This window comes from Butyrivibrio sp. Su6 (genome assembly GCF_900108105.1).
In the GTDB taxonomy this organism is placed as follows: domain Bacteria; phylum Bacillota; class Clostridia; order Lachnospirales; family Lachnospiraceae; genus Butyrivibrio.
This window is the reverse complement of sequence record NZ_FNUR01000001.1, coordinates 40,189-60,596: the sequence shown is the minus strand read 5'-3', so window position 1 is coordinate 60,596 and position 20,408 is coordinate 40,189. Positions and strand designations below refer to the sequence as shown.

The window sequence follows — 20,408 nt, the reverse complement described above, 5'->3', positions numbered from 1 at the left end:
GTTTTCAGTCATAGATGATATTGATAACGTGATCACCGCTTCGACATATCATAAATGGCGTAACTTCAAGCTTTGTAAGATCAACCTCTTTTTCACCCATGTAATCCGTATATTTACAGATAATGGCTATTCTCTTGACAATAGCTTTGCTCTTTAAGATATTGAGTCTCATGAGTATCTGAGACTTTTTAGGTATAGTTCCTATTGTCCATCCCGTATGAGATATGTAAGTTACAGGATTTAAGTACTCCTGCAGAACCGCTTTTATCTGGTTCTGTATCTCAAAGCTGTCATCGATATTTGTGATTTCAACCCAGGCATTAACCGAAATGTCTACAAATGTTGGCTCAACAATATGGACATTGTCTTCTTTTACCACCATCTCACAGTTCTTAAGAAGGTGCATCTTCAGCTGCTTTTCGATATTGTGAAAAGAAAATGAGCCGTTCATGAAGTCCTTCATCAGAACTACAAAGGTTATGTCTGCCGGATTCTTTTTACCATCTATTGTCTCTCCGACCACGGTACTGACTTTGTCTATAGAGTCCGAATAGTTAAGGATAATATTCTCATAATCTCCGATGCTCACAAGGCGGTTTCTTGAATGAATGATCCCGGCACCTCTCCTTAGAGCCTTCTGAATAGTCTCCATAGCGCAGCCGCCATAGGCCTTTACAGGGTTTGTAAGTGAGTCTATGTAGACTCCCTGTCCCATCAGGTCATTTATTCGAAAAGCCTCAACATTTCCTTCTGTCCCGTTTGTGCACCTCACAACAGCAACAAAAGCTATATCATCCGTAACCCTCGGTATCCTGCACTTTATACCATCAGAAAAAATGATCTCACCAAGAAGCCTGTCTATAACGTAACACCTGTCAGATAGAGCCCTGTCAAAGTTCTCTGTCTCCTGCCACCTCACATAGACTGCAGCAACATCCCCCACAAAGTTGTAATCAATCCTTATACTGTCCGGTGAATTGTTGAGCAAAAAGTCTATTTCCTGTTTTGAAATATCTCCCTTTTCATTTACCCAGACTTCCGCGTCAAGGATATTCCCTGCCCCAAGAGAAAAATGCATATCCGGAGCACTTTCATCAATGAAAAACTCCTTGGCATCACTGGTAAAAATATTCTCAACAGAAATAGCATTCAGCATGATATTTCTTATTTTGGGCATGAACATGCGTCTATCCGGATCAGATTGTCTTTCGTTTCTGACAATCCTGATGTAATATCTCTTTTGTCCTTCTATGGTCATCTCATGCATATCAGAAGGCGGAATAAATCTTATTATTCCGGGCCTTGTAAAGTCATCCGTAAAATCAAGTACTCTTAGAGGCTTAAAACCGTCAATAGTGCTGTATTCATATCTGCACTTGATGCCGGTAAGTCCAAAGGCATCCTCAAGATCGAAGAAAATGCTTATGGGGCCTGCCTTCATAGCTCTGTAAAATCCAAGATACAGGGCATCACCTGTGTAATCGCTGCCTGCCAGGATCTCAAATTCTTCTTCATCCAGATTTCCTGTGATATCAACCTTTTTCGTTCCGCATATCATTTCAGCTTTATCAGGATTTACATACTTTCCCTCATAGGTAAAGGACATTACCATGTTCTTTACCTGCGGATAATGATGAATTGCAGGCCTGAGGTAACAGTTGTCTGCCTTCAGAATCTGAAGCTTTATACATCTGCCTGAATAAGCTCCCACCTCCACAGGCTCCCAATCATCAGGACAGGTAAAAGAAATCTCATATTTGCCGTCCTTACACTGCTCAAATATAGTTGAGACATCATAGTCACAAGAAAGCTTCTTCCAGCCAAGGCCGTTATAATATTCAAAAGAAATCTCATTTATAACAGAATCTACGACCTTATCAGTCCAGACTGCCTTTGGCTTTCTCTTAATGATACTAAGCTCCTCTTCTTCCTGTTTCGCTGTGACATACAGCTCTTTTTCCAAAAAAGACACATCAAAAGATATGTTCACCTTAGCTCCGGGCTTGTTGAAATATCTGTCATGCCCAATAAAACACTCATTGTAAATTGCAATAGTGTCTGTAAACATATCAAAAGATTTTTTGTTGTACTCAAGATTTCCATCAGTAACAAACTCCGGCTCAAGCTCTGCTCCACTTGATGAGATGCCAATTTCTGTTGCTTTCAGGATTTCTCTTACAGGAACAAGAGCCTCCAGATACACTAAAGAAAGCTCCTTTTCGCCAATTTCCAGCTTTTCACACTCAGTTTTTTTGATGAGCCTGAAGGTAACCCCATCTTCCAAAAGAGCTACCTCATCAAACTCCCTGCCGCCATCTTTTGTAAGATACTTAAAAACAATCTTTCCTTCACTTATGAGGCTGCAGAGCCTTTCTCCACCTGAAAACCTGATAAATATAGGATCGTCCTGGGCATCAAAAAGTGAGCTGTGATAAAGAGATAAAACGCTCCTGCAAATAGACCCTTCCTTCTCACCAAATAAAGTAAACGGCTGTAGTACCGGCTCAACCGGCATTACATCTTCTTCAATCTCACTTTCTTCCAAAGGATCAGCCTTTAGCTCTCCCTCGTAAATCTCAATCGGAGCCATCTGCCCCAAAAGAGGAATAACTGACCCCTCCTCATAGTCCACCATAAAGATAAGGTCAAGCCTTGAATTAGTCACAAAAAGATTCCTTGTTGTCTCAAAGACAATATCCTGCCCTTCTCCCCCATCAGACATTGCAAGGAGCTTAGTTCCACGCACAACCTCAGTCCCGTCACCGCCATTGTCGATACTGTTAAATACAACAATGCTGCTGGCAGGCTTTGCAGGCTTTAAAGTAAGGTCAAGGAAATTTACAAATTCCGCATGATATCTTTCAAGGACATCATCCAAAATACCAACATTGTCCTCCATTTGGGAGGCAAATATCCTGGCTATTGCTGCACCTATATCCGGATTTTCCTTGTCATAGTGCCATTCAGGCGTATAGCTGTGACTTAGCTCTATTATCCTGTTTTCTATTTCTTCAGCAGTATGTCCCTTGAATTTATCCATCAATCTCTTCCTCTATCTCAGATTCGTGATATTCTTCTTCAAGCTCTTCCTCTTCGGAAACATTAAGGTAGAAAGGAAATACCATATTATCTCTTGTGTTGGTCTGGGCCACGTAATAATCGATATTTATCATCAGGTACTCCTGACTTGGCGACATTTCTATATTTATTTCCACATCGCTGATACGTGGCTCCTGCCTTGATATCATATTGGTAAGGCTTCGGCGCATCATATTGATCCTGGTAAGATTCACATCCATGAAGGTATAGCCCATGATATCCGTGCCAAAATCAGGCCTTGTGATCCTCTCAGTCAGCTGAGTCATCAGGATAATATAGACTGATTCCTTGACGCTCTGATTGCCTGATACTGTCATAAACCTGCCTGTCGCCTTATCAATTTCAAAGGGAAACTTTGCACCTGTCCCTAAATGTGCTCCATTATCTGCCATCTTTTTACCCCGATCATCCAAGTTTTATTGGTGTTCCAGATATATTTACAGGTCCGCTGCTCTCGAGCTTTAGCATTGAGTTACCTGTCAGTGACACATTTCCGCCCTCGATCTTTGTATTGTTGTTTGCCGATATCTGAACCTGATTGGTAACATCTGTTTTTAGCTTATTGCACTTAAGCAGAACCGTTCCGTTATTGCCGTTCATGGTAAGCTCTATTGTCTCTCCAACCTTTATTGTCAGCTTGGTCTGTGCCTTTATCTCCATCTGACCTGTTTCAGTCTTCATAACTATCTGGTTGGACTTATCCTTGTCTGTTATGACGATCTGTTTGCCCTCATTGTTTAGCTCGATCTGATGGGCATCTGTAGAAGTTGAGATGGTTATCTTGTCCATGGCTCCTTCTCCTACAGCTTTATCAACAAAAGAAATGGAATTTCCATTTTTCGTTCGGATCTTTTTATTGGCATTATTCATATCAATGCAACCCTTGGCAAACCTGTCTGTGCTCTTTGGAACGCTGCCAATAATATAGGGCCTTGATATATTGCCATTTTCAAAGGCTATGAGAACCTGATCTCCAACTTCAGGGCAAAAGTACTCTCCCCAGTTGCTGCCACTGTATGGATAGCTCATCCTCGCCCATACCTGCTTTTCCTGATCATAATCCCTTGCATAAATGGTAACTCTCACCATTCCCGGAAGAGTCATATCAAAATTTGACGTAACCTTTCCCAGATATACCCCCAGCATCCTGTTCTCACCAAGGTCAGTCTTTTCTATCTGCTTTTGAGCTACTTCATCAAAAATATCAAAAAGTGGCATTTTTGCTCCTCCTTGCCAAAAATAGTTTTTGTCAGAATGGTAAACTGCCTGCCATACTACCTATATCTCCAAGGCCGCTTCCTATACTGCCCGCAATTGAAGATGCCGCTCCAAGTCCGCCTATACCGCCGAGCGGGCTGTTGCCATCAGCAATTGTGGCCGCTTTTCCTATGATTTTTGTAATGTAGGTTCCTTCATGATTTATATAGTGCGCGGTCTCTGTGATGTAATATGTATTTGAAATTGCACTTCCTATACCGCTTATCTGGATGTAACTTCCAGGTATTATCTCCGGGAGTCCCGCTATTTCCATCTCCAGGCTAGCCAGCCTGTAGGATATGCTCTCCATCAAAGACTCAGCCTTTTGATCCGCACTTTCTTTTGTATCAGCACTTGGATCAAAATAGACCTTGGTCTGCTTTGAAACAAGAGATTTTGCCTTGCTTCCGAGCGAGAGCTTGTTGCTGTTTTTCCTTTTGGCAGTGATAACGCTGCCTTTTGCTGCATCTATTCCTCTTACTTCAACTGCTCCTACTATCCCTGTCAGATCATATTCGATATTGTAGGAATAGATAACGCAGGATGGATTTATCTCCATAAGTACAGCTGCATTTTCCTTGGCCTTTCTGAAATACACATAACCACCAAGTGAAAAGAACTCATAATTAAACCTCTTTGCAGCTTTTACAATAAAGTCATAGTCGCTCTCACAGTTCATCTCTATTCTGTCATTTGGAAGGTCAGGTATAACCGCACCTGCGGCACTCGCAGCTCCTGTGGCGCTTGATAACCCCGAAGTTGGAAGACTTCCTGCTCCCGGTATAGATCCGCTTGAAAGACTTCCCGCCACAGAACTAAGGCTTCCTGCTGCATCAGTTAAATCGCCCGCTGTTCCGATTGCACCTGTTGCCCCAGAAAGAGCTTCCTGCGCAGAACTCCCAAGATTTCCTGTTACTGAACTGACAGCTCCCTGGGCAACTGACCCCAGTGCTCCTGTCGCCATAGATCCAAGACTATCTGTTACGGAACTAAGTCCTCCTACCGCGCCGCCAAGACCACCTGCCATAGATCCAAGGCCGCCTGCTGCCCCACCAAGGGCTCCCGTGCCCGGGATCATGGACTTATCAGGAGTTGCCGAAACTTCATAGGAAGTAACTATCTGACTGGTAATAAGAGACTGGTAAGTCATGGAATTAAATATTTCCTGCACCGCATCAGAATAGTACTTGGCCGATAATCTCTTTGAATAACAGTTGACCATCATGATGCCCTTCACATCCATGGCCGTAATAGCTATTCCCGGAGCTCTGGCTGAATCCTTGTCATAATTAAAGGCAACTCTTGCTATATACCCTCTAAATACCTCTCTTACAGAAGTTCCATGCCCCATTTCAATCTTCACAGAAGAACCGAGCATGATATATTTTTTGGCTTCATCTACTGCAAAGGATTTGCCTTCCTCATCAAAAGCTCCGATTATGGTAAAAGTCGCAATATTAGCCTTATATTCACAGGAAAGCTCCACATAAAGATCATCGATCGTATAAATGCTCTTTTTGGAATTGACAATATCCCTGTCCCCTACGTACACATAGTATATGGAATCATAAAAAGACTCGTACTTATCAAACAGATCTTTGTAGTTATAAGTAGCCAACCCTAAGTAACCCCCTATAATATGCTGCTGATAGCTCCTGCCACAGCTGATACAGAATCATCTTTGCCCCAGTACTTTTCATATCTCTGACCAAAGACGCTAGCAGACTCTTTATACCTGTCAGATACGCACAGTATCCTTATTGTCACAAAGGCTCTGCATGGCTCACCATTCATATTGAACATGGTGTAATCAGCATTTACTCTTGATAATATTCCCTCATAGCACATATCTCCCCAGTTAAAAGAGATAAGTCTCGTATTAGGGTTTCTAATGGCTCCTATAAAGGCCTCCACTTCCTTCTGAACCGAAGTCTCATTCTTCTTACCTGCTGCCTTCTTAACCAGACTTATTCCTTCTTTAACAATTCCTGAACCTGAAAGAGTTGCCTTATCTGCCATAAATGCTTCCCTTATATCTGTCCTGTCAAAAAGAAGTCTGACAGAAAACTCAACTCTTGCCTTTGCAGGAAGGATTGATGAGCTTCTAAGATCTGTGTTCTTTGTGGGTGAATCTTCAAAAATTTCACTTGGAAACTGGCCGCCACCATGAGCTGAAAGAGATATCTCGCTGGGATTGAACATAACAACAAACTGCCTGCTCTTTGCAGCGCTCAGATACGATGCTATCTGCTGTTCATCTGACAGCCCCAAAACATCTCCTGCCATCTGAGATAGTTTTCCCTGTACGGAAGATACATTGCTCATAATGTCAGACTGAATATAATTGGCCGCAAAGCTGCTGCTAAAGCCTGTATTCATAGAACCGGTCTTATATTTCTCCAGTTCCTCCTGCTTTAGATTGCGGTCACTTATATCTGTGATCTCTATAATGGCTTTCTCATTAAAACCCGCTATATCTTCAAGTGAATCAACTATGGCGCTTCCAGCATTTGAAAGCAAACTTCCCAAACCCATAGGCATCTCCTTACAAAAATCTTAAAAGCTAAAGAAATTGTTATTGAAAAAATTACCGGAGCTTAATTTTGTAGCTTTTTGAGCCTTCTTCATCATCTCTCCACCATCATTTAACGCTGAAGCTGACAGAGGGCTCCCCTCTTTAAACACCTTCTCAAATTTTTTATTCCAGTATTTGTCATCATATTTAAGTTCCGCCATCTCGGCATTCTGGACGATTCTGCAGTCAATGACGCCCCTTATAGGATTACCCTTGGTGTTAAACATGGTATATCTGGCATTTACAATTGTGATCTCGCCTCTAAAGCTCATATTGGACCAGAAAAAGATAACCTGCCTTGTAGATGCTCTTGCTATGGCTGCCACCAGCATATCCATCTGGGGCTGCACCGTATGCTTAGTGCTCTTGCCCTGAACTACCTTGGTAAGATCCTTTACCTTTTCTGCTGCTGTATTGGATATAAGACTTCCTGTATCCAGTGAAAAGGCATCGCCTATCTGAAGGTCATCAAAAACAAGCTGAAAATCAAGTGATATGGTGGTCTTTGAATTGATCTTTTTAAGCTCATCTGCATAGGCTGATTTCTGAGTGTTCTGAATATAGACCTGTTCTCCTGCAGTTGCCTCAAACCTGAGGGAATTGGGATTATATTGAACCTCGAACTCCACAAAAGTATCACTTTTTTTTAGAAAACCTGGCAGCTTCCCGGCCACATCGGATATCTTTAAAGCGCTTTCTGCATTTGCCAAAAGCTCTTTTTCCTTTTCATTGGCCTTTTCAGCAAGCTCAAAGAGCTTTACATTGTTTTGCTGCTTTACAGGTCCTATGGAAAAAGTGTTGTACTCATTGGCCAGAGAAGGATTTACCATACACAGGATTGCCTTCTTTGTAGAAGTATTGTCTTTTATAAAGTTGCCAACTGAGCTCGCCGCACTGCCTATAAAATCTGCAAAACCCATGATCAGTAACCTCGTCTACTTTTCTCGCTCGCAAGTCGCCTTTCTATTTTCGTGTATACCTTATCGCTTATGGTTCCCAGCGAAGCGTTAACTCCCTCCTGTACCATCCTGCGGATATCAGGAGTTTCTATTTCCTGTTTCGTTGTGTTTATGGTATTTATTACCTTGTTTGTAGTGGTATTCTGAATACTCTCTGTTTCCTGCTTCACCTCATTTTTTATTTCTCTTGTAATATTTCTTCTGTACTGATTTAGTGTCTCTTCTATATCTTCACTGGAAATGGTCTCGCTCTTTCTGTGAACCTTCTCAATCTTTGGTACATTTTCCCTTACAGTCTCAACTGTCCTTGTATTCTCAGGACCATTTTCAATGATGTTGTGTACTATCTTTGCCCCTTCGCTGATCTCATTTTTTATCTCAACGTTTTGCTGGTAGCTTGCCTCGTTAAGGTGACGTACTTCTTCGATATTGCTTATCAGCATACTGATGCTCTGCTGTGTCATCTGAGATACGCCCGCCTCTGTAGTGTTTTTATAGTAGTTAGCAACAGTCTCAAATATCTTTCCTGCTTCATCAGGGAAAATAAGCTCGATTTCTTTCCTCATCTGATCATCGAGAAGAGCGCTCTCTTCCTCCCTCTCTTCAAGCTTTTCTATGAGTCTGTCCTTGTCATTCAGGGCTAGCTTTGCATCTTTTATTGTCTCTTTGAAGCTTAACTTTTTCTTTTTGTTTTTATACTTTCTCTCTATCTGATTTATAAGCTGAGTGTACTGTTTACGTCTTTCTTCATTCTGTATATTTATCTCATTAAGTACTGATACAAGCACCTCATCACTGCTCATCTGTGACTTATCTTCGTAAGTATTTACGATTTCTGCCTTATTGGTATTTTCATACTCCTCTACAAGTCTGTTACTTGTCCTGTCCACAAAGGTCTCATTGTAGAGCCTGTGAAATGTGTTATTGGATGAATTGTAGATAGTACTTGTAAAATCATAGTAAGTGTTACTGTTTGAACTGAATCTGTCATAACCTGTGTTATAAAGGTTTCTTATCATATCAAGAAATACTGCAGAAGTTACAAGGCTACTGTTTTGCTCATTGGTAACATTTCCTTCAGCGTATTCCTGCTCATATTCATTTTCATAGTTATAAATGATCTCGGGACTTTTAAACTCAGCACTTTGAGCAATATTGTTTATAAGCATGTTAAGAGCTGTATTATTCTGCTCTGAAACTAAAAACTCCTCTGCACTTATCTGATTCGTCTCCTGAGTATGTGCAAAGTTTGAAACTATCTGGTAAATTGCCCCTGTCTGAAGCCTGTTAAAAATTGATTCGTAAAGATTTAAATTCTCAGTTTTCTCAAACCTTCTGTTGTCCTGGGACTCCCTGTTATTTATAAGCTCAGTCAGAGCATTTCTTATATTTTCTACTTCTGTATTATCAGAAAAAAACATATCAATGAGCTTGTTCTTTTCCTTGTACTCATTAACAATCTCATAAAAGCTCTTCATGAATTTTCTGTCATCCCGGATTCCAAGCTTGTAGAGCGCATCTGTCACAAAGGTCCTCATCTGGTAAGTAAGATCCACACTTGCGCTGTTTACTATGCTGTTCATGAGATTATTTATTATCTCTATCTTTTCATAATTGACCTGATTGGAACTATTCTGGTTAAGAATACTGGTAAAGCCATTCCCTTCTGCTATGTACACTTCAGGAGGAGTATTTACCACATGCAAAAGATCTGTCTTCTCAATCCTTGTCTTCATCAGGTCATAGCCTGCCATAATGCTGTGAGTAAAGCTTTCATTATCATTTACAATTGTAGTCTTTGCAGTTATTTCAATTGGTGCGAGTAATTTAAGCATTTACCTTTGCTTCCCCTCATTAGATCTTTTTGCTTTACTTTTTGGATAACATATCTGCCATAAGAGCTCTTCTTGTGGGCGGCCACTTAACAGGTACCGGCTTTGAGCCATCAACAGGCGACGTTGCTACGTTCTTTGTATGTGGCTTTGGCTTTTTTAAATCGACATCTTTCATGTCAAAGGCCCCTTGTGCCACCTGATCATTTACCTTCCAGGTTTCCTTATCCTGTTTTGAAACTGCAATATGAGCTGAAACCGGTGACGTATCCGCCTTACCTTTCATCTCAAAAGCTTTTCCGTTTGACTGTTTTTCTCCGTTTATCTTCCTCTCAGGAACATCATTTTTTGATGTCACAATATTTGGACTTGTTGGTGCAAACTGCGAAGTACTTATTGTTTTCTTGGAAGCATCAAAATCATCCGGCATGGCATATGGAGATACATTTATAGTTCCGTCAGCTTCAACTCTTGGTTCTCCGCCGTTTAGGGTCTGTGCGCCAAACTCCTGATTTATATCATTCTTTGAAACCTTTACCCTGTCTGTATGCTCAAGGGTCTTTCCGAATCTGCCATCTTTCCCTCTCCAGGTAAGCGGATCAAAGCTGTTCTTAAAGTCGCTGTCATCGTCAAACTTATCCCATCTTCCATCCGTCGTGGAGTCATCTACAGGGTTATTTACAACCATTAGCTCTCTGTAGGCTATGGTCGTTGTTTCTACTAAAAGTCCGCTTTTTTCTGCATTCAGTTCTCCGTACTCTTTTGCTGTCACAACACAGCCTGTAAATACATAGAACCTCGAAGCCCAGGCCTCTGCGCTCTTTTCACTGGCAAAGCCCTGCTTGGCATTGGATTTATATACAAAAAGAGACATGGGAAGCATCATCTCGGTACCGTTTGCCAAAGGGTCCAAAAACTTAGACCAGCCCGTATCTACATATCTTTCAACCTGAAATGTAAAAGGCTTGGACACAGGTTTTCTTTTCATCTGAACATAGTCATTGACCCCGCCTTCCTGAATGTATTCAAACTCATTTTCCTTGGTAAATACATGTACAGATTTAAGGGGAAGAAAATAAACACCCTCAACCCACAGCACAAAGTTAAAACTGGGTATGGGATCAAATTCAGCTTTATTATTACCTGTTATGTTATCTATGCCTTTAGCAATAGTATCTAATACACCCATTAACTAACCTCTCTATCTGTCAGCCTTAAGTTCAAAAATACTCTTTTCTTTTTTCTCCTTAGAGGGATTAAGACTCTTATTTATCTCCGATATCTCACTGCACCACCTTCGGCGCGTTGAATGGTCCATTTCAAGGACTTCCTTTTCACTCCAGTGGAAGTAGTATGAGATAAAAGACATCTCTTTAAAGAGCTCGTCCTTTGGATAAAGCCTTAGCCCTCTTGAGTAAAATTTAATGGAACCTCAAAGGTCTTGCCGCAATCAGGGCATACACACTGCATTACAGGAGGTTCTATATCATTTATCCTCTGATACATATCCTGCAAAAAAGCAAGATCTGCAGTAAAGAGCCTCTCGATCGAAGTAGCCGTCACAGCATCAAGTCCCTCTATTTCTGTTACGACTTTACTCAAAATAACTATTGTCAGATAGGACGGATTGGCAAGGACTCTCGGATCTCTTGTAGCGGTGATCTCATCACCTGCTGTTGCAAGTCTCATCTTGCCTTTTCTGTGAACATCCCCATTTCCATCAACATATCCCTTAGGGAGTGTGAATTCATATACTGTTTCCATCATGTGCCTCCTCTATATGTGTTTATTGGCAGGGACCAAAAGCGGCCCCTGCCTCCATGAATTTAGTTAGGTATTACAAGTTCTTCATAGGCAATTTCAACACTCTCAATTGCTACATCACTTGTCTTTGCATCAAGATCAGGTGCTGAGTATTTGGTTACCCAGGCATTTGTAAGTGTCCACTGCCTTGTTCCGGTTGCAGCTGTAACAAGCTGAGCCGGTGCTCCCGGATTTATGTCAATGAGCTCAATAGTCACATTCTGACGAGGAATCTGACCTCTTGTCTCACTTACACACTCCTGGATCCATGTCTTGAATGGGCTGTTGATGATGTAGCCCATCTTAAGAGTAACGTTACCGTGCTTTACAAGTCCCGGAATCTTTACCGGTGCAAGTGAAGCTGAATTACCCTGTCTGAACTCGATTGGCTCTACCGTTGACTCTACTCCTGTCACCTCGCTGAAAGCTGCTGTTCCTGCGATGTTATTAACTGTGACAAGGAAGTTCATTTTGGTTAACGGATAATCAGAGTTTTTATCATTCTTATATGCATCAGCCATAATGTGTTATCCTCTCTTTGTATTATTCTTCAGATTCGCCGCCTGCTTCTGCAGTGTGCTGTGTAATCCTGAAGATTACGAACTCTGCAGGTCTTGAAGGAGCGATACCGATATTGCAGATAAGTCTTCCGTTCATAATATCCTCACGGCTCATAGTAGAAGGTCCGATCTCTACAAAGTAGCTGTCTGAAATGGACTCTCCTGCCAGCATTCCGTTTCTCCACAAGGTATCGAGGAAATTAGAAATTGTAAGACTGACTCTCTGCCACAGTGAAGCATCGTTTGGTTCAAATACAACCCAGTTGGTGTTAGCCTTGATACTCTCTTCAACAAATATGAACAGACGTCTGACGTTGACATATTTGAAGTTGGTATTGCTGGATGCTGTTCTTGCACCCCAGATCCTGATTCCCTGTCCGGGAAGTGCTCTTATAAGGTTTACGCCCTCAGGATTTAAGATGTCCTGCTCATCCTTGGTGTAGTTAACCTTAAGTCCTGTACAGAAGACTGTTTCATTAGCAGGAGCCTTATGAACACCTCTGTTGATATCAGTTCTTGAGTAAACACCCATTACAGCACCTGATGGAGGAATAAAATCAGGCTTATTTGAGGATCTGTCAAATACCTGGATCCATGGATGATACATAGCTGCATAGGAGCTGTCAATCATCTGTCTGTAACCGATAAGATCTGCTGTCTTATACATGTCGCCCGGCATATCGATAACTGCGAATCTGCTCTTTAAGTTCTCGCAGTGACCAACAAGAGCAACAATTACCTCAGGGATTGTTACACCCGGGATTGCCAGCATGCTTATCACATTGTTTTCCTTAAATGCCTGAAGACCTGTCCTCTTTCCGGGGCCGTTGTCCTCACCGATGAATGTTGCAGCATTTACACCTGAAATGTTGCCGTCATCGCCGCCTTCAAGGAAGAACATTCCGTCAGTATTGCCATCTCCAAGGATTGCTTCTACCGGATTACCAATGCCCTTCATGTCATCAACAGTGATCTTTACGATATTACTGAGAGACAGTTTTGACTCGATGTATCTTGTGGACTTTCTGTTAAAAGAAAGCTCTGAATAATTCTCAACATCATCGCCATATCTGACACTTACATCTACAGTAACCAGATAAACAAGTGACTTTGGAACGATAGCATCGTCAACAACGCCCTTTGGCATATCTTCTTCAAAAGCTACTACATTGTCATAGATAGTCTTTATCTTGTTGTAGGTTCCATTGAATTCAACGATGTCTCCTTCTCTGAATCCATCAACACTCTTTGCAATATAGCCGGTATCAACCTTTTTGATAAGCTGCATCTTGTGCTTTTTGCCTGTTGAGAAAAAGATCTGGATCTTATCTCCCCACTTACCGGGGTTAGCAGCCTCAACAGATAAAATACCCTGTTTCTTCTTTGCTACCTTTGCCTTTGGAGGAGCAACACGCATTACATAACATCTTGTTCCGCCATTATCAAAAAACTGCTCAACACTGTTTGCAAGATATCTATATTCTCCATAGAGAAATTCAGGAAGAAATCCGCCAAACTGCTGTTTAAAAGACTTCATGTTGGTTACAAGGAGTGGTGCCCCCTCTATAGGACCTTTTTCAGCAAGACCGATAAATCCTGCAGTACTGGTGCCCACACCTTCTATACTCCGTGGAGAATTATCGTACTCTTCCACATATACACCTGGTGATAAATATTCTGGCATAGTTTTTCTCCTTCTATTTTTTAGTTAGCTGTAGCTTTGATCTGGCCTGGATTAACAATCGAAACCTGCCCTGCGTATGCACACATCATCTTGCAGTCAGAGGTAAGACAAGGCTTACCGCTGTTTAGTACCTTTGGATGAGTTGGTATCCATGTTCCTGCCGGAACAGGAATACAGGGTTGGGGGGTCAGGACTCCCAAAGCAGCTGCTGTGGCTGATGCCACCATTGGATTTGTAAGGGTCGTACACATTCCAAAGGGCCCTATGTTTGCAAGTCCCTGACAATCCTGGATAGTTGCCACAGGTTTGCCGCTTGCAAGGACCTTTAGCTGCGAGGTAACCTTTAGTGGAGCAGGTGCTGTTCCGAAGGAACACATGCATGTAGCTCCAGCCGTTACAAGTTCACTCACTTTCCACCTCCTTTGGCTCCAGATCAGTCAATCTTTCGGCCTTTTCCATGAGATCGATCTTTCCATTTTCTTCTCTGAAATCGATGACTCTGAAGTACGTCTCATCCCCCGCCCTAAAGCGGATAAGATATTTAAGTACCGTCGCATCATCCCTGATCCTGAAAATAAAGCTTCCATCTTCCTTCACATTGCCATAGAGCAATCTGAATATTTTCCGATTTGGCTTTACTTCAGTCTGGATAAGATCTTTCAAAACCACTTTGTTGTCACCGCTCTGATCTGTAACAACAAACTCTTCATAGCTTTTTTCATCAGTTGATGCCAGTCCGTAGTACACATCATCCAGAGTTATCTTTTTACCTGCAACAAAGCTAAATACTGACAACAGCTTCTTTTTAGGTTCAAACTCGTTTAATGAGCACACAGGACGCATGAGATTTACTGCATCAATTGACTTTAGAGAAGGGAGGTTTCCGGATATGCCCAGTACCGGCTCGCCACTTATGACTTTCTCTGACGGTATCAGGAAAACATCACAGGTAGGGGCTTTTTCATCAAGCTCTTCATAATTCACGGCAATATCTATATCCTCATATCCATAAGCCCTGATCTGCATAAGAGTATTCTCTCTGCCTTTATTTATGAATATGAATGTACCATCGCCCTTGTATAAGGGCTTGACCTCGCAGCCCTTTTCAATAAACTTTACGTTTATTTCTGAGGCCGCCGCCCCTGTGGTCGTGTCGATAAGCCTTAGTACAAGGTCAATCTTTACACGAATAACAGAAGCACTCACTTACGCTATTCCCTCCTTTCTTCTCCTACTGAATACAATCCAAATTCAGCTTCAGATACACGAGGTGTGGTGATGATCTCACCGCTTGAAAGCATTACGGGTGCCGCCTTATAAAACAGGCTTATCTGATAGGGCTTGCTGATAGCCTGCCACACCCTTACTTTCTCCTCCAGACTTATCTTCGCCTGAGACAGCACTATTGGAGGTTCCTGGGTATCCAGCCAGGATTGCAACTCATTGGGTCGTACAGAGCTGTTGTCATTTACGATCTGAGCAACACGACCAATGATCTTTTGTATATCCGGTGCCTTTAGTCCCATCTGGGAGGAACCGTTTATGAAGACCATATAGTAAAGTTCATATGGCCTTGGCGGCTTTGATAACTGGACTCTTCCCCTCTGTACATAGTTGGGAGTAGACAGCTGAACTGCCTCCCTTATGTCGTAAAGGTAAAGTCCTACAATATAGTCAACGTCCTGAGATGCAGGTGAAGAAATCTCTATATTGTTTGGGGATGGTATAGGTTCAGGACACATCTTTTCCCTGAGAGTCCTTACAATATATGCACTTACATCTGCTATGATCGGATAATCTGCCATACACTGCTCCTATCACTGACTATTTAGAAGTTCCAAAAATTCTTCTGCCCTTGCCTTCATAGGCGTTGTGTAACATACTGCATAGGACGAGTTTGGAACATACTCGGTTTCTATCTTGAAATAGACGACAGAATCTGCTTCTGATATGTGAGGAACGCCTGAAAGCTTAACCGGGCTGTTCATTTTCTCCTGGTCTTCGCCGTAGGAATTCTTATACATCACGTCACTTCCGTTGGTAAAAATGTATATCTTTGCCCCGCTTGTCATAGTCGAGATCTTCTTTGTATCATCATAGAAATACCTAAAGCTCGTCACATCTCCTATAGATTTAAGGCTTACATATTCACTGCTCTGAGTTCCCTGGCACTGACTGTAGAAATAAATGTTATTGCTTGTTACGCCCTTGGTTGCAAGCCTTGAGGCAAGCGCCGCAGCCGGTGTATTTCCCATCCTGTAGAACTTTGAAAGAGCTGCCGTAACAATTGCAAGTTCCTTCATATCAAGGTCATCAAGAGATTTGCCAAAAAAGCTCTCTAAAAGTGATAAGAGATCATCTTCAGATAAAGCACCACCGCTTGTATCCTTATCTTTGGCATTCCTGATACCATCCAAAGTGTCAGCTCCTGCTCCTGATTTTTCGGCAAGGTCTAACAGATCGTCCAAAGCTTCATCTTCTCCAAGGTCTGACAAAGCCTCTGCTATATCTGACAGATCTGCATTGGCATCATTTTGAAGAGAATCAACGGCTTTTGCCAAAAGGTCATCTGAAATTGATGAGCCGCTTCCACCGCTTCCATCACCACTGCCATCGCCACTACCATCGCCGCTTCCACTGCCATTTTGTGAATCAATATCCTTATCAACTGCCGCTATCATGGCATCATATTTCTTTGCTCCCGCAAGATCATTATTATCAAGGCACTTATCACGCTCTTTTTGAAGCTCGCTCTTTTTATCCCGCAGCTTATCAAGTTCCGAGCGAAGGCTCTCATCTGAAGCTATTATTTCCTCTGCAAGTTTCTTTAGATAATTTAAAAATGTTTCGATGGAAAGATACGCTGCAGAGCTGTAATCATCCTGCACAACTCCTACTTTTAGTCCCTCTGCCCAATCCGTGACCTCATATACAAGCGTCAGAGAGTCAGCAGCTGCCTTTCTGTTCTTTATGGCATCAAGGATAAATTTTAGTTCAGCACATAATCCGTCAGTCTTTGATGTCTGGTTTTCAAGTACTGACTGCTTGGCGCTTTCACCCTGAACTGAATTGTATTCAGGATCGATTCCGCCATTTACCATTGAAGAGTACTTATTTCTTGCAAGGCCCAAAAGAGAATTTTCCAAAAGAGAACACTCTCCATTAGCGTCAGCAATAATTCCGTCATTTATATTGAAAATGTGCTTAAGATACTCTACAGGTCCTCCAAGCTCCGCTCCGCTTGTATTTTCCAGAACCTGCGTGCTGTACTCATATTCCGCGTGTCCAAGCACTGTATCTATGTCATTTAGTCCGTCTGAAGAATACGTGATATAGCTTGTTGAACAGTTGGAAATACAAGTCACTATTGCCTCTGTAATGCCGCTGTCAACCTTAAATGCATCACCCTTGTCCTTGGTATTTTCTTCATCCTCATCGTCATCGTCGTCATCATCATCGCTGTCATTTTCATTTGCTTCTTCAAGTACTCTCCACCAGCCATCGCTGTCCTGGGATAGTCCAAGGCTTCTCATCCATCCCTGGAACCAGCTGGCACCCGATGCTGCCTCAAAATCATACTGAAGGGAATCCTGAATCTCTCTTACATAAGAGGGCTCACTTCCCGCATTGTTTTCTGATGATGAATCCTTAAAGTTTCCTGATGCTGTATAATAAGCTCCGTTTGCCAGTGAGAACAAAGTATCAAGAGCATTTACATCCAGCTGAGAAAGCTTTTCAAAGACAATTGCCCTTCTTGCAGAATCAACCTTTTTCATGAGCTTATAAACAACTTCTGCTTCATCCTGGTTGCCATTTGCTTTGTAGCCCGCATATATACTGTTTAAAGCTGCCAGCTGCTTATCATACTTATTGGTAGTCTCATCCCTTAAATTCAGGTTAAAGAATGTACTAAGGATCTGATAATAATAAACATCACTTCTTAAATTCCCGCTATCCTTGGAATTTCTGGTCGTAAGGAAATCATCCTGGGAAATGTCCTGACTTTCAGTTGAATAGGTGTACTGAAGCCACAAAGGATTCAGCTCCTCAAGCTGCTTTAGATCATAAGGGTCAGGAATATCAAAAGGATTAACTCCCTTATCATTTAACAGGTCAATAAGGATACCATCTGCCCCTGCGTAGTAGCGAACATAAAGCTCATCAAGCTCTTCTTCAGGTACGATAACTCCGCTGTTTGAGATTCCCTCAACACCGTTTTGGATATCTCCGATATCAAACCAGCTTCCGTCTGCAAGCTCTGACTTATAGTAAACTTCAGACTGTCCCGACTGGCTCGCTGATTCAGAGGCCTTTTCATACAGATCATCTGTCATGGCATTTATATGAAGGACATAGGTTCCGATGAAAAGAACTGAATTATCGATGGTATATCTGCTCTTAAACACACGAAACTTAATGGCATCCTTCTCATCAAAGACCGCCTTTGAATTTACAGCCGGGATACTGGTGATCAAAAGGATCACAGCAAGGACCACCGGAAGTCTTTTTATCAGGTATGAAATTTTCCTCTTAAACTCATGCATTTTCATACTTTACAGTCCTTTACTGGGTGATGGCTTTTACCACCTTCTGGTTTGCAGTATCGAATCTTGCAGTATAAATTACTTCTTTTTCTTCATTCATTAGTTCGATGGTGAGTTTATCAAGGTCAAATGCCACAAGCTGCAAATGCTTTAAACCGGTCTGAATGCTTGCAGGCTCACCGCTTCCAAGGGCTATGCCCTCTTCATTCTTAACGACAAAGAACTTTATATCATCTAAAGCAGGCGATATCGTTATATCTACAAGACCGGTGCCCTCGTTTATAGCAGCTTCATAGGTTCCATATTCTTCCAGCTCTACGGTCTTTATGTCATAGCCTGTTATAACGTTTAAAGGTCCCGAAACCGACTGGGGATCTATCTCACAGTCATCTATGAATTCTTCGCCGTTATAAAGCCTTATCTTCACTTCATCTATATCATCAAGCGTAAGTGCCAGATGTCTTATTTTTCCATCCTTTGGAGTTTTGCTTCCAATCTGTATGTTGTCTACCCAAAGCTCGTAGTCAGTCACCTCTACATCAAAGTCCTCAGGAATATATATATTTACTTCAAATTCTGTCTTCTGGATGATCTGCTTGATGTAGTAGTAGGCGCCCTCTGCTGTCTGTTCTTCTATATAGCTCTCGCCGGGCTTTGCTGTCTGAAGATCTGCGTCATTTCCATCAAGTATTGCAGACACTCCGCCGCAGGTTGTTCTGTCAAGGGCATGAAGGGTATTTGTATATAACTTCATGGTGTCTATAAGACTCTTTTGAAGCTCCTCATAGGTGCTCATTTCCGCATCGTACTCTGAAAATGAGAGCTTTCCTGTCTTATTAAGAAGTGAGCTTTTATCAAGGTTTTCTTTTGCCTCTTTAACATCTGTCTGATACTGGGCATAGGAGTTTTTAACTGATACATAGTTGTTAAAAGAATCAGTTACAGCCTGCCTTACATCCTCTTCGGCCGCCTCCTTGTCCTTATAGGCACTCACATAATCTAAAACATCCTGATAAAGAATATTTGGATCATCTTCTACATATCTTGTTCCGTCTATTGCTCCCTTGAGCCATAACCTGGGGATCTTGATGAACCAGCAGATCTTTTTCTTGCCCGTCCAGTAGCTGTCTACCTTCTCAAGAAATTTCTTATAATCAGCCTTAAATCCCTTTTTATTGACCTCCTGGCCACTTATTGCCATGTTCACATAGGATGCGATCATATTTGTATCGCCGCCATAGTGCTTTTTCATCAGATCAAAATTGGTCTGAAGCTGCACTCTTGCCCTTGTTTCCTCTATGCATGCCTCGTAGTAGGTCTCATCTCTGTCAAGGGTGTACTCTATTAAGGGTTCAAGCATGTCTCTGTTTAGCCTTGCATCTATATATGGGTCTTCAAAGACGTAACCTGTTGTCACATCCATTCCAACCTTCTTTGTCATCTTCTTTAGATCAGCTTCAAGTGTTCGTCTGTCAGAAGCTATCGTATTGTTTACTGACTTAAGCTTTGCTGTCATGGTATCTACATCTGCCTGATTGGCCTGTCCCAGCTTAAGTTTTGCTGTATTTCTTTTTACTCCATCCTCTAAGGTCTCAACTCTCATCTCGTTAAAAGAGATCATTTTCTGGAGTGTTACTATTTCCACGTAAAGATTGTTTACTTCCTGGTATTCCGTGAGCTTTACATCATTTATGTTGTGCTCGGCAACATCAATATCGTACTGAAGAGAGATGGGCTTAAACTCAAACTCTGAATCCTGATCAAGTGTCAGTTTCTCAGGGAATTTTAAGTTTAGTAAGGGTGACCATCTAAAGGTTGTAAGGTTCTTCTTTTTTAGTTTAAGTGACTTTACAGAGCTCTCATACTTAGCCTCTTTAGCCTCTACCTGATCCTCTGCCGATTCATATTTACTGCTGTTTCTTATAGCCAGTATCTTGCAGGTTTTAAGAGTAAGAGTTTTGTCCTTTGCAAAAGATGTACTGCTTTCTGAAGGCAGGTAAAATGAAACCGCTACGAAAAGCACTGTAGCTGCCAGATAAAGTATTAAGCTAACCTTTCCCCTGCTTCTTATCATGTATACCTCAAAATCAAAAAA

General features: G+C 41.9%; 17 protein-coding genes. All 17 read right to left on the bottom strand.

The features are described 5' to 3' along the window. Positions 1-4: 4 nt before the first annotated feature. A complete protein-coding gene (locus C4S54_RS00165) occupies positions 5-3,040 on the bottom strand; it encodes a hypothetical protein (RefSeq protein WP_103867740.1) in 3,036 nt (1,011 codons plus the stop codon). Continuing rightward, positions 3,033-3,491 carry a GPW/gp25 family protein gene (locus C4S54_RS00160; protein ID WP_022774807.1) on the bottom strand — a complete coding sequence of 153 codons (459 nt, stop codon included), beginning with the start codon at positions 3,489-3,491 and terminating at the stop codon, positions 3,033-3,035. Before C4S54_RS00160 ends, C4S54_RS00165 begins: the two co-directional genes overlap by 8 nt. Before the next feature lie 13 nt (positions 3,492-3,504). Then, a complete protein-coding gene (locus tag C4S54_RS00155) occupies positions 3,505-4,317 on the bottom strand; it encodes a phage baseplate assembly protein V (protein ID WP_103867739.1) in 813 nt (270 codons plus the stop codon). A 31-nt stretch (positions 4,318-4,348) separates the two neighbouring features. Continuing rightward, positions 4,349-5,974, bottom strand: a complete 1,626-nt coding sequence (locus tag C4S54_RS00150; protein WP_103867738.1) for a phage late control D family protein — start codon at positions 5,972-5,974, stop codon at positions 4,349-4,351. Positions 5,975-5,988: 14 nt separating this feature from the next. Then, the gene (locus C4S54_RS00145; RefSeq protein ID WP_103867737.1) at positions 5,989-6,891 is read right to left on the bottom strand and encodes a CIS tube protein; all 903 of its coding nucleotides are present in this window, start codon (positions 6,889-6,891) and stop codon (positions 5,989-5,991) included. A gap of 21 nt (positions 6,892-6,912) precedes the next feature. Next, positions 6,913-7,851, bottom strand: a complete 939-nt coding sequence (locus tag C4S54_RS00140; RefSeq protein WP_103867736.1) for a CIS tube protein — start codon at positions 7,849-7,851, stop codon at positions 6,913-6,915. A 2-nt stretch (positions 7,852-7,853) separates the two neighbouring features. Beyond that, a complete protein-coding gene (locus tag C4S54_RS00135; protein ID WP_103867735.1) occupies positions 7,854-9,725 on the bottom strand; it encodes a hypothetical protein in 1,872 nt (623 codons plus the stop codon). Positions 9,726-9,759: 34 nt separating this feature from the next. Then, positions 9,760-10,911 (bottom strand): hypothetical protein, encoded by a 1,152-nt coding sequence (locus C4S54_RS00130; RefSeq protein WP_103867734.1) that lies wholly within the window; start codon positions 10,909-10,911, stop codon positions 9,760-9,762. Positions 10,912-10,923: 12 nt separating this feature from the next. Next, on the bottom strand, positions 10,924-11,148 hold the full coding sequence (locus C4S54_RS16350) for a DUF6760 family protein (RefSeq protein WP_026663926.1): 225 nt from the start codon (positions 11,146-11,148) through the stop codon (positions 10,924-10,926). Further along, entirely contained in the window at positions 11,124-11,486 is a 363-nt protein-coding gene (locus C4S54_RS00125) for a hypothetical protein (RefSeq protein WP_022774818.1), read from the bottom strand. The genes C4S54_RS16350 and C4S54_RS00125 overlap by 25 nt, the downstream gene beginning before the upstream one ends. 62 nt (positions 11,487-11,548) lie before the next feature. Continuing rightward, complete coding sequence (locus C4S54_RS00120; protein ID WP_022774820.1) at positions 11,549-12,046, bottom strand: phage tail protein; 498 nt, start codon at positions 12,044-12,046, stop codon at positions 11,549-11,551. Positions 12,047-12,068: 22 nt separating this feature from the next. Then, a complete protein-coding gene (locus tag C4S54_RS00115; RefSeq protein WP_103867733.1) occupies positions 12,069-13,769 on the bottom strand; it encodes a phage tail sheath family protein in 1,701 nt (566 codons plus the stop codon). 20 nt (positions 13,770-13,789) lie between these two features. Beyond that, complete coding sequence (locus tag C4S54_RS00110; RefSeq protein ID WP_022774822.1) at positions 13,790-14,179, bottom strand: DUF4280 domain-containing protein; 390 nt, start codon at positions 14,177-14,179, stop codon at positions 13,790-13,792. Beyond that, positions 14,172-14,975: a hypothetical protein gene (locus C4S54_RS00105; protein ID WP_103867732.1), complete on the bottom strand. Its 804-nt coding sequence runs from the start codon at positions 14,973-14,975 to the stop codon at positions 14,172-14,174. Before C4S54_RS00105 ends, C4S54_RS00110 begins: the two co-directional genes overlap by 8 nt. Positions 14,976-14,980: 5 nt before the next feature. Beyond that, positions 14,981-15,574 carry a DUF4255 domain-containing protein gene (locus tag C4S54_RS00100; RefSeq protein WP_022774825.1) on the bottom strand — a complete coding sequence of 198 codons (594 nt, stop codon included), beginning with the start codon at positions 15,572-15,574 and terminating at the stop codon, positions 14,981-14,983. Positions 15,575-15,586: 12 nt separating this feature from the next. Beyond that, entirely contained in the window at positions 15,587-18,319 is a 2,733-nt protein-coding gene (locus C4S54_RS00095; RefSeq protein WP_103867731.1) for a hypothetical protein, read from the bottom strand. 13 nt (positions 18,320-18,332) lie between these two features. After that, a complete protein-coding gene (locus C4S54_RS00090; RefSeq protein ID WP_103867730.1) occupies positions 18,333-20,387 on the bottom strand; it encodes a TolC family protein in 2,055 nt (684 codons plus the stop codon). Positions 20,388-20,408: the final 21 nt, after the last annotated feature.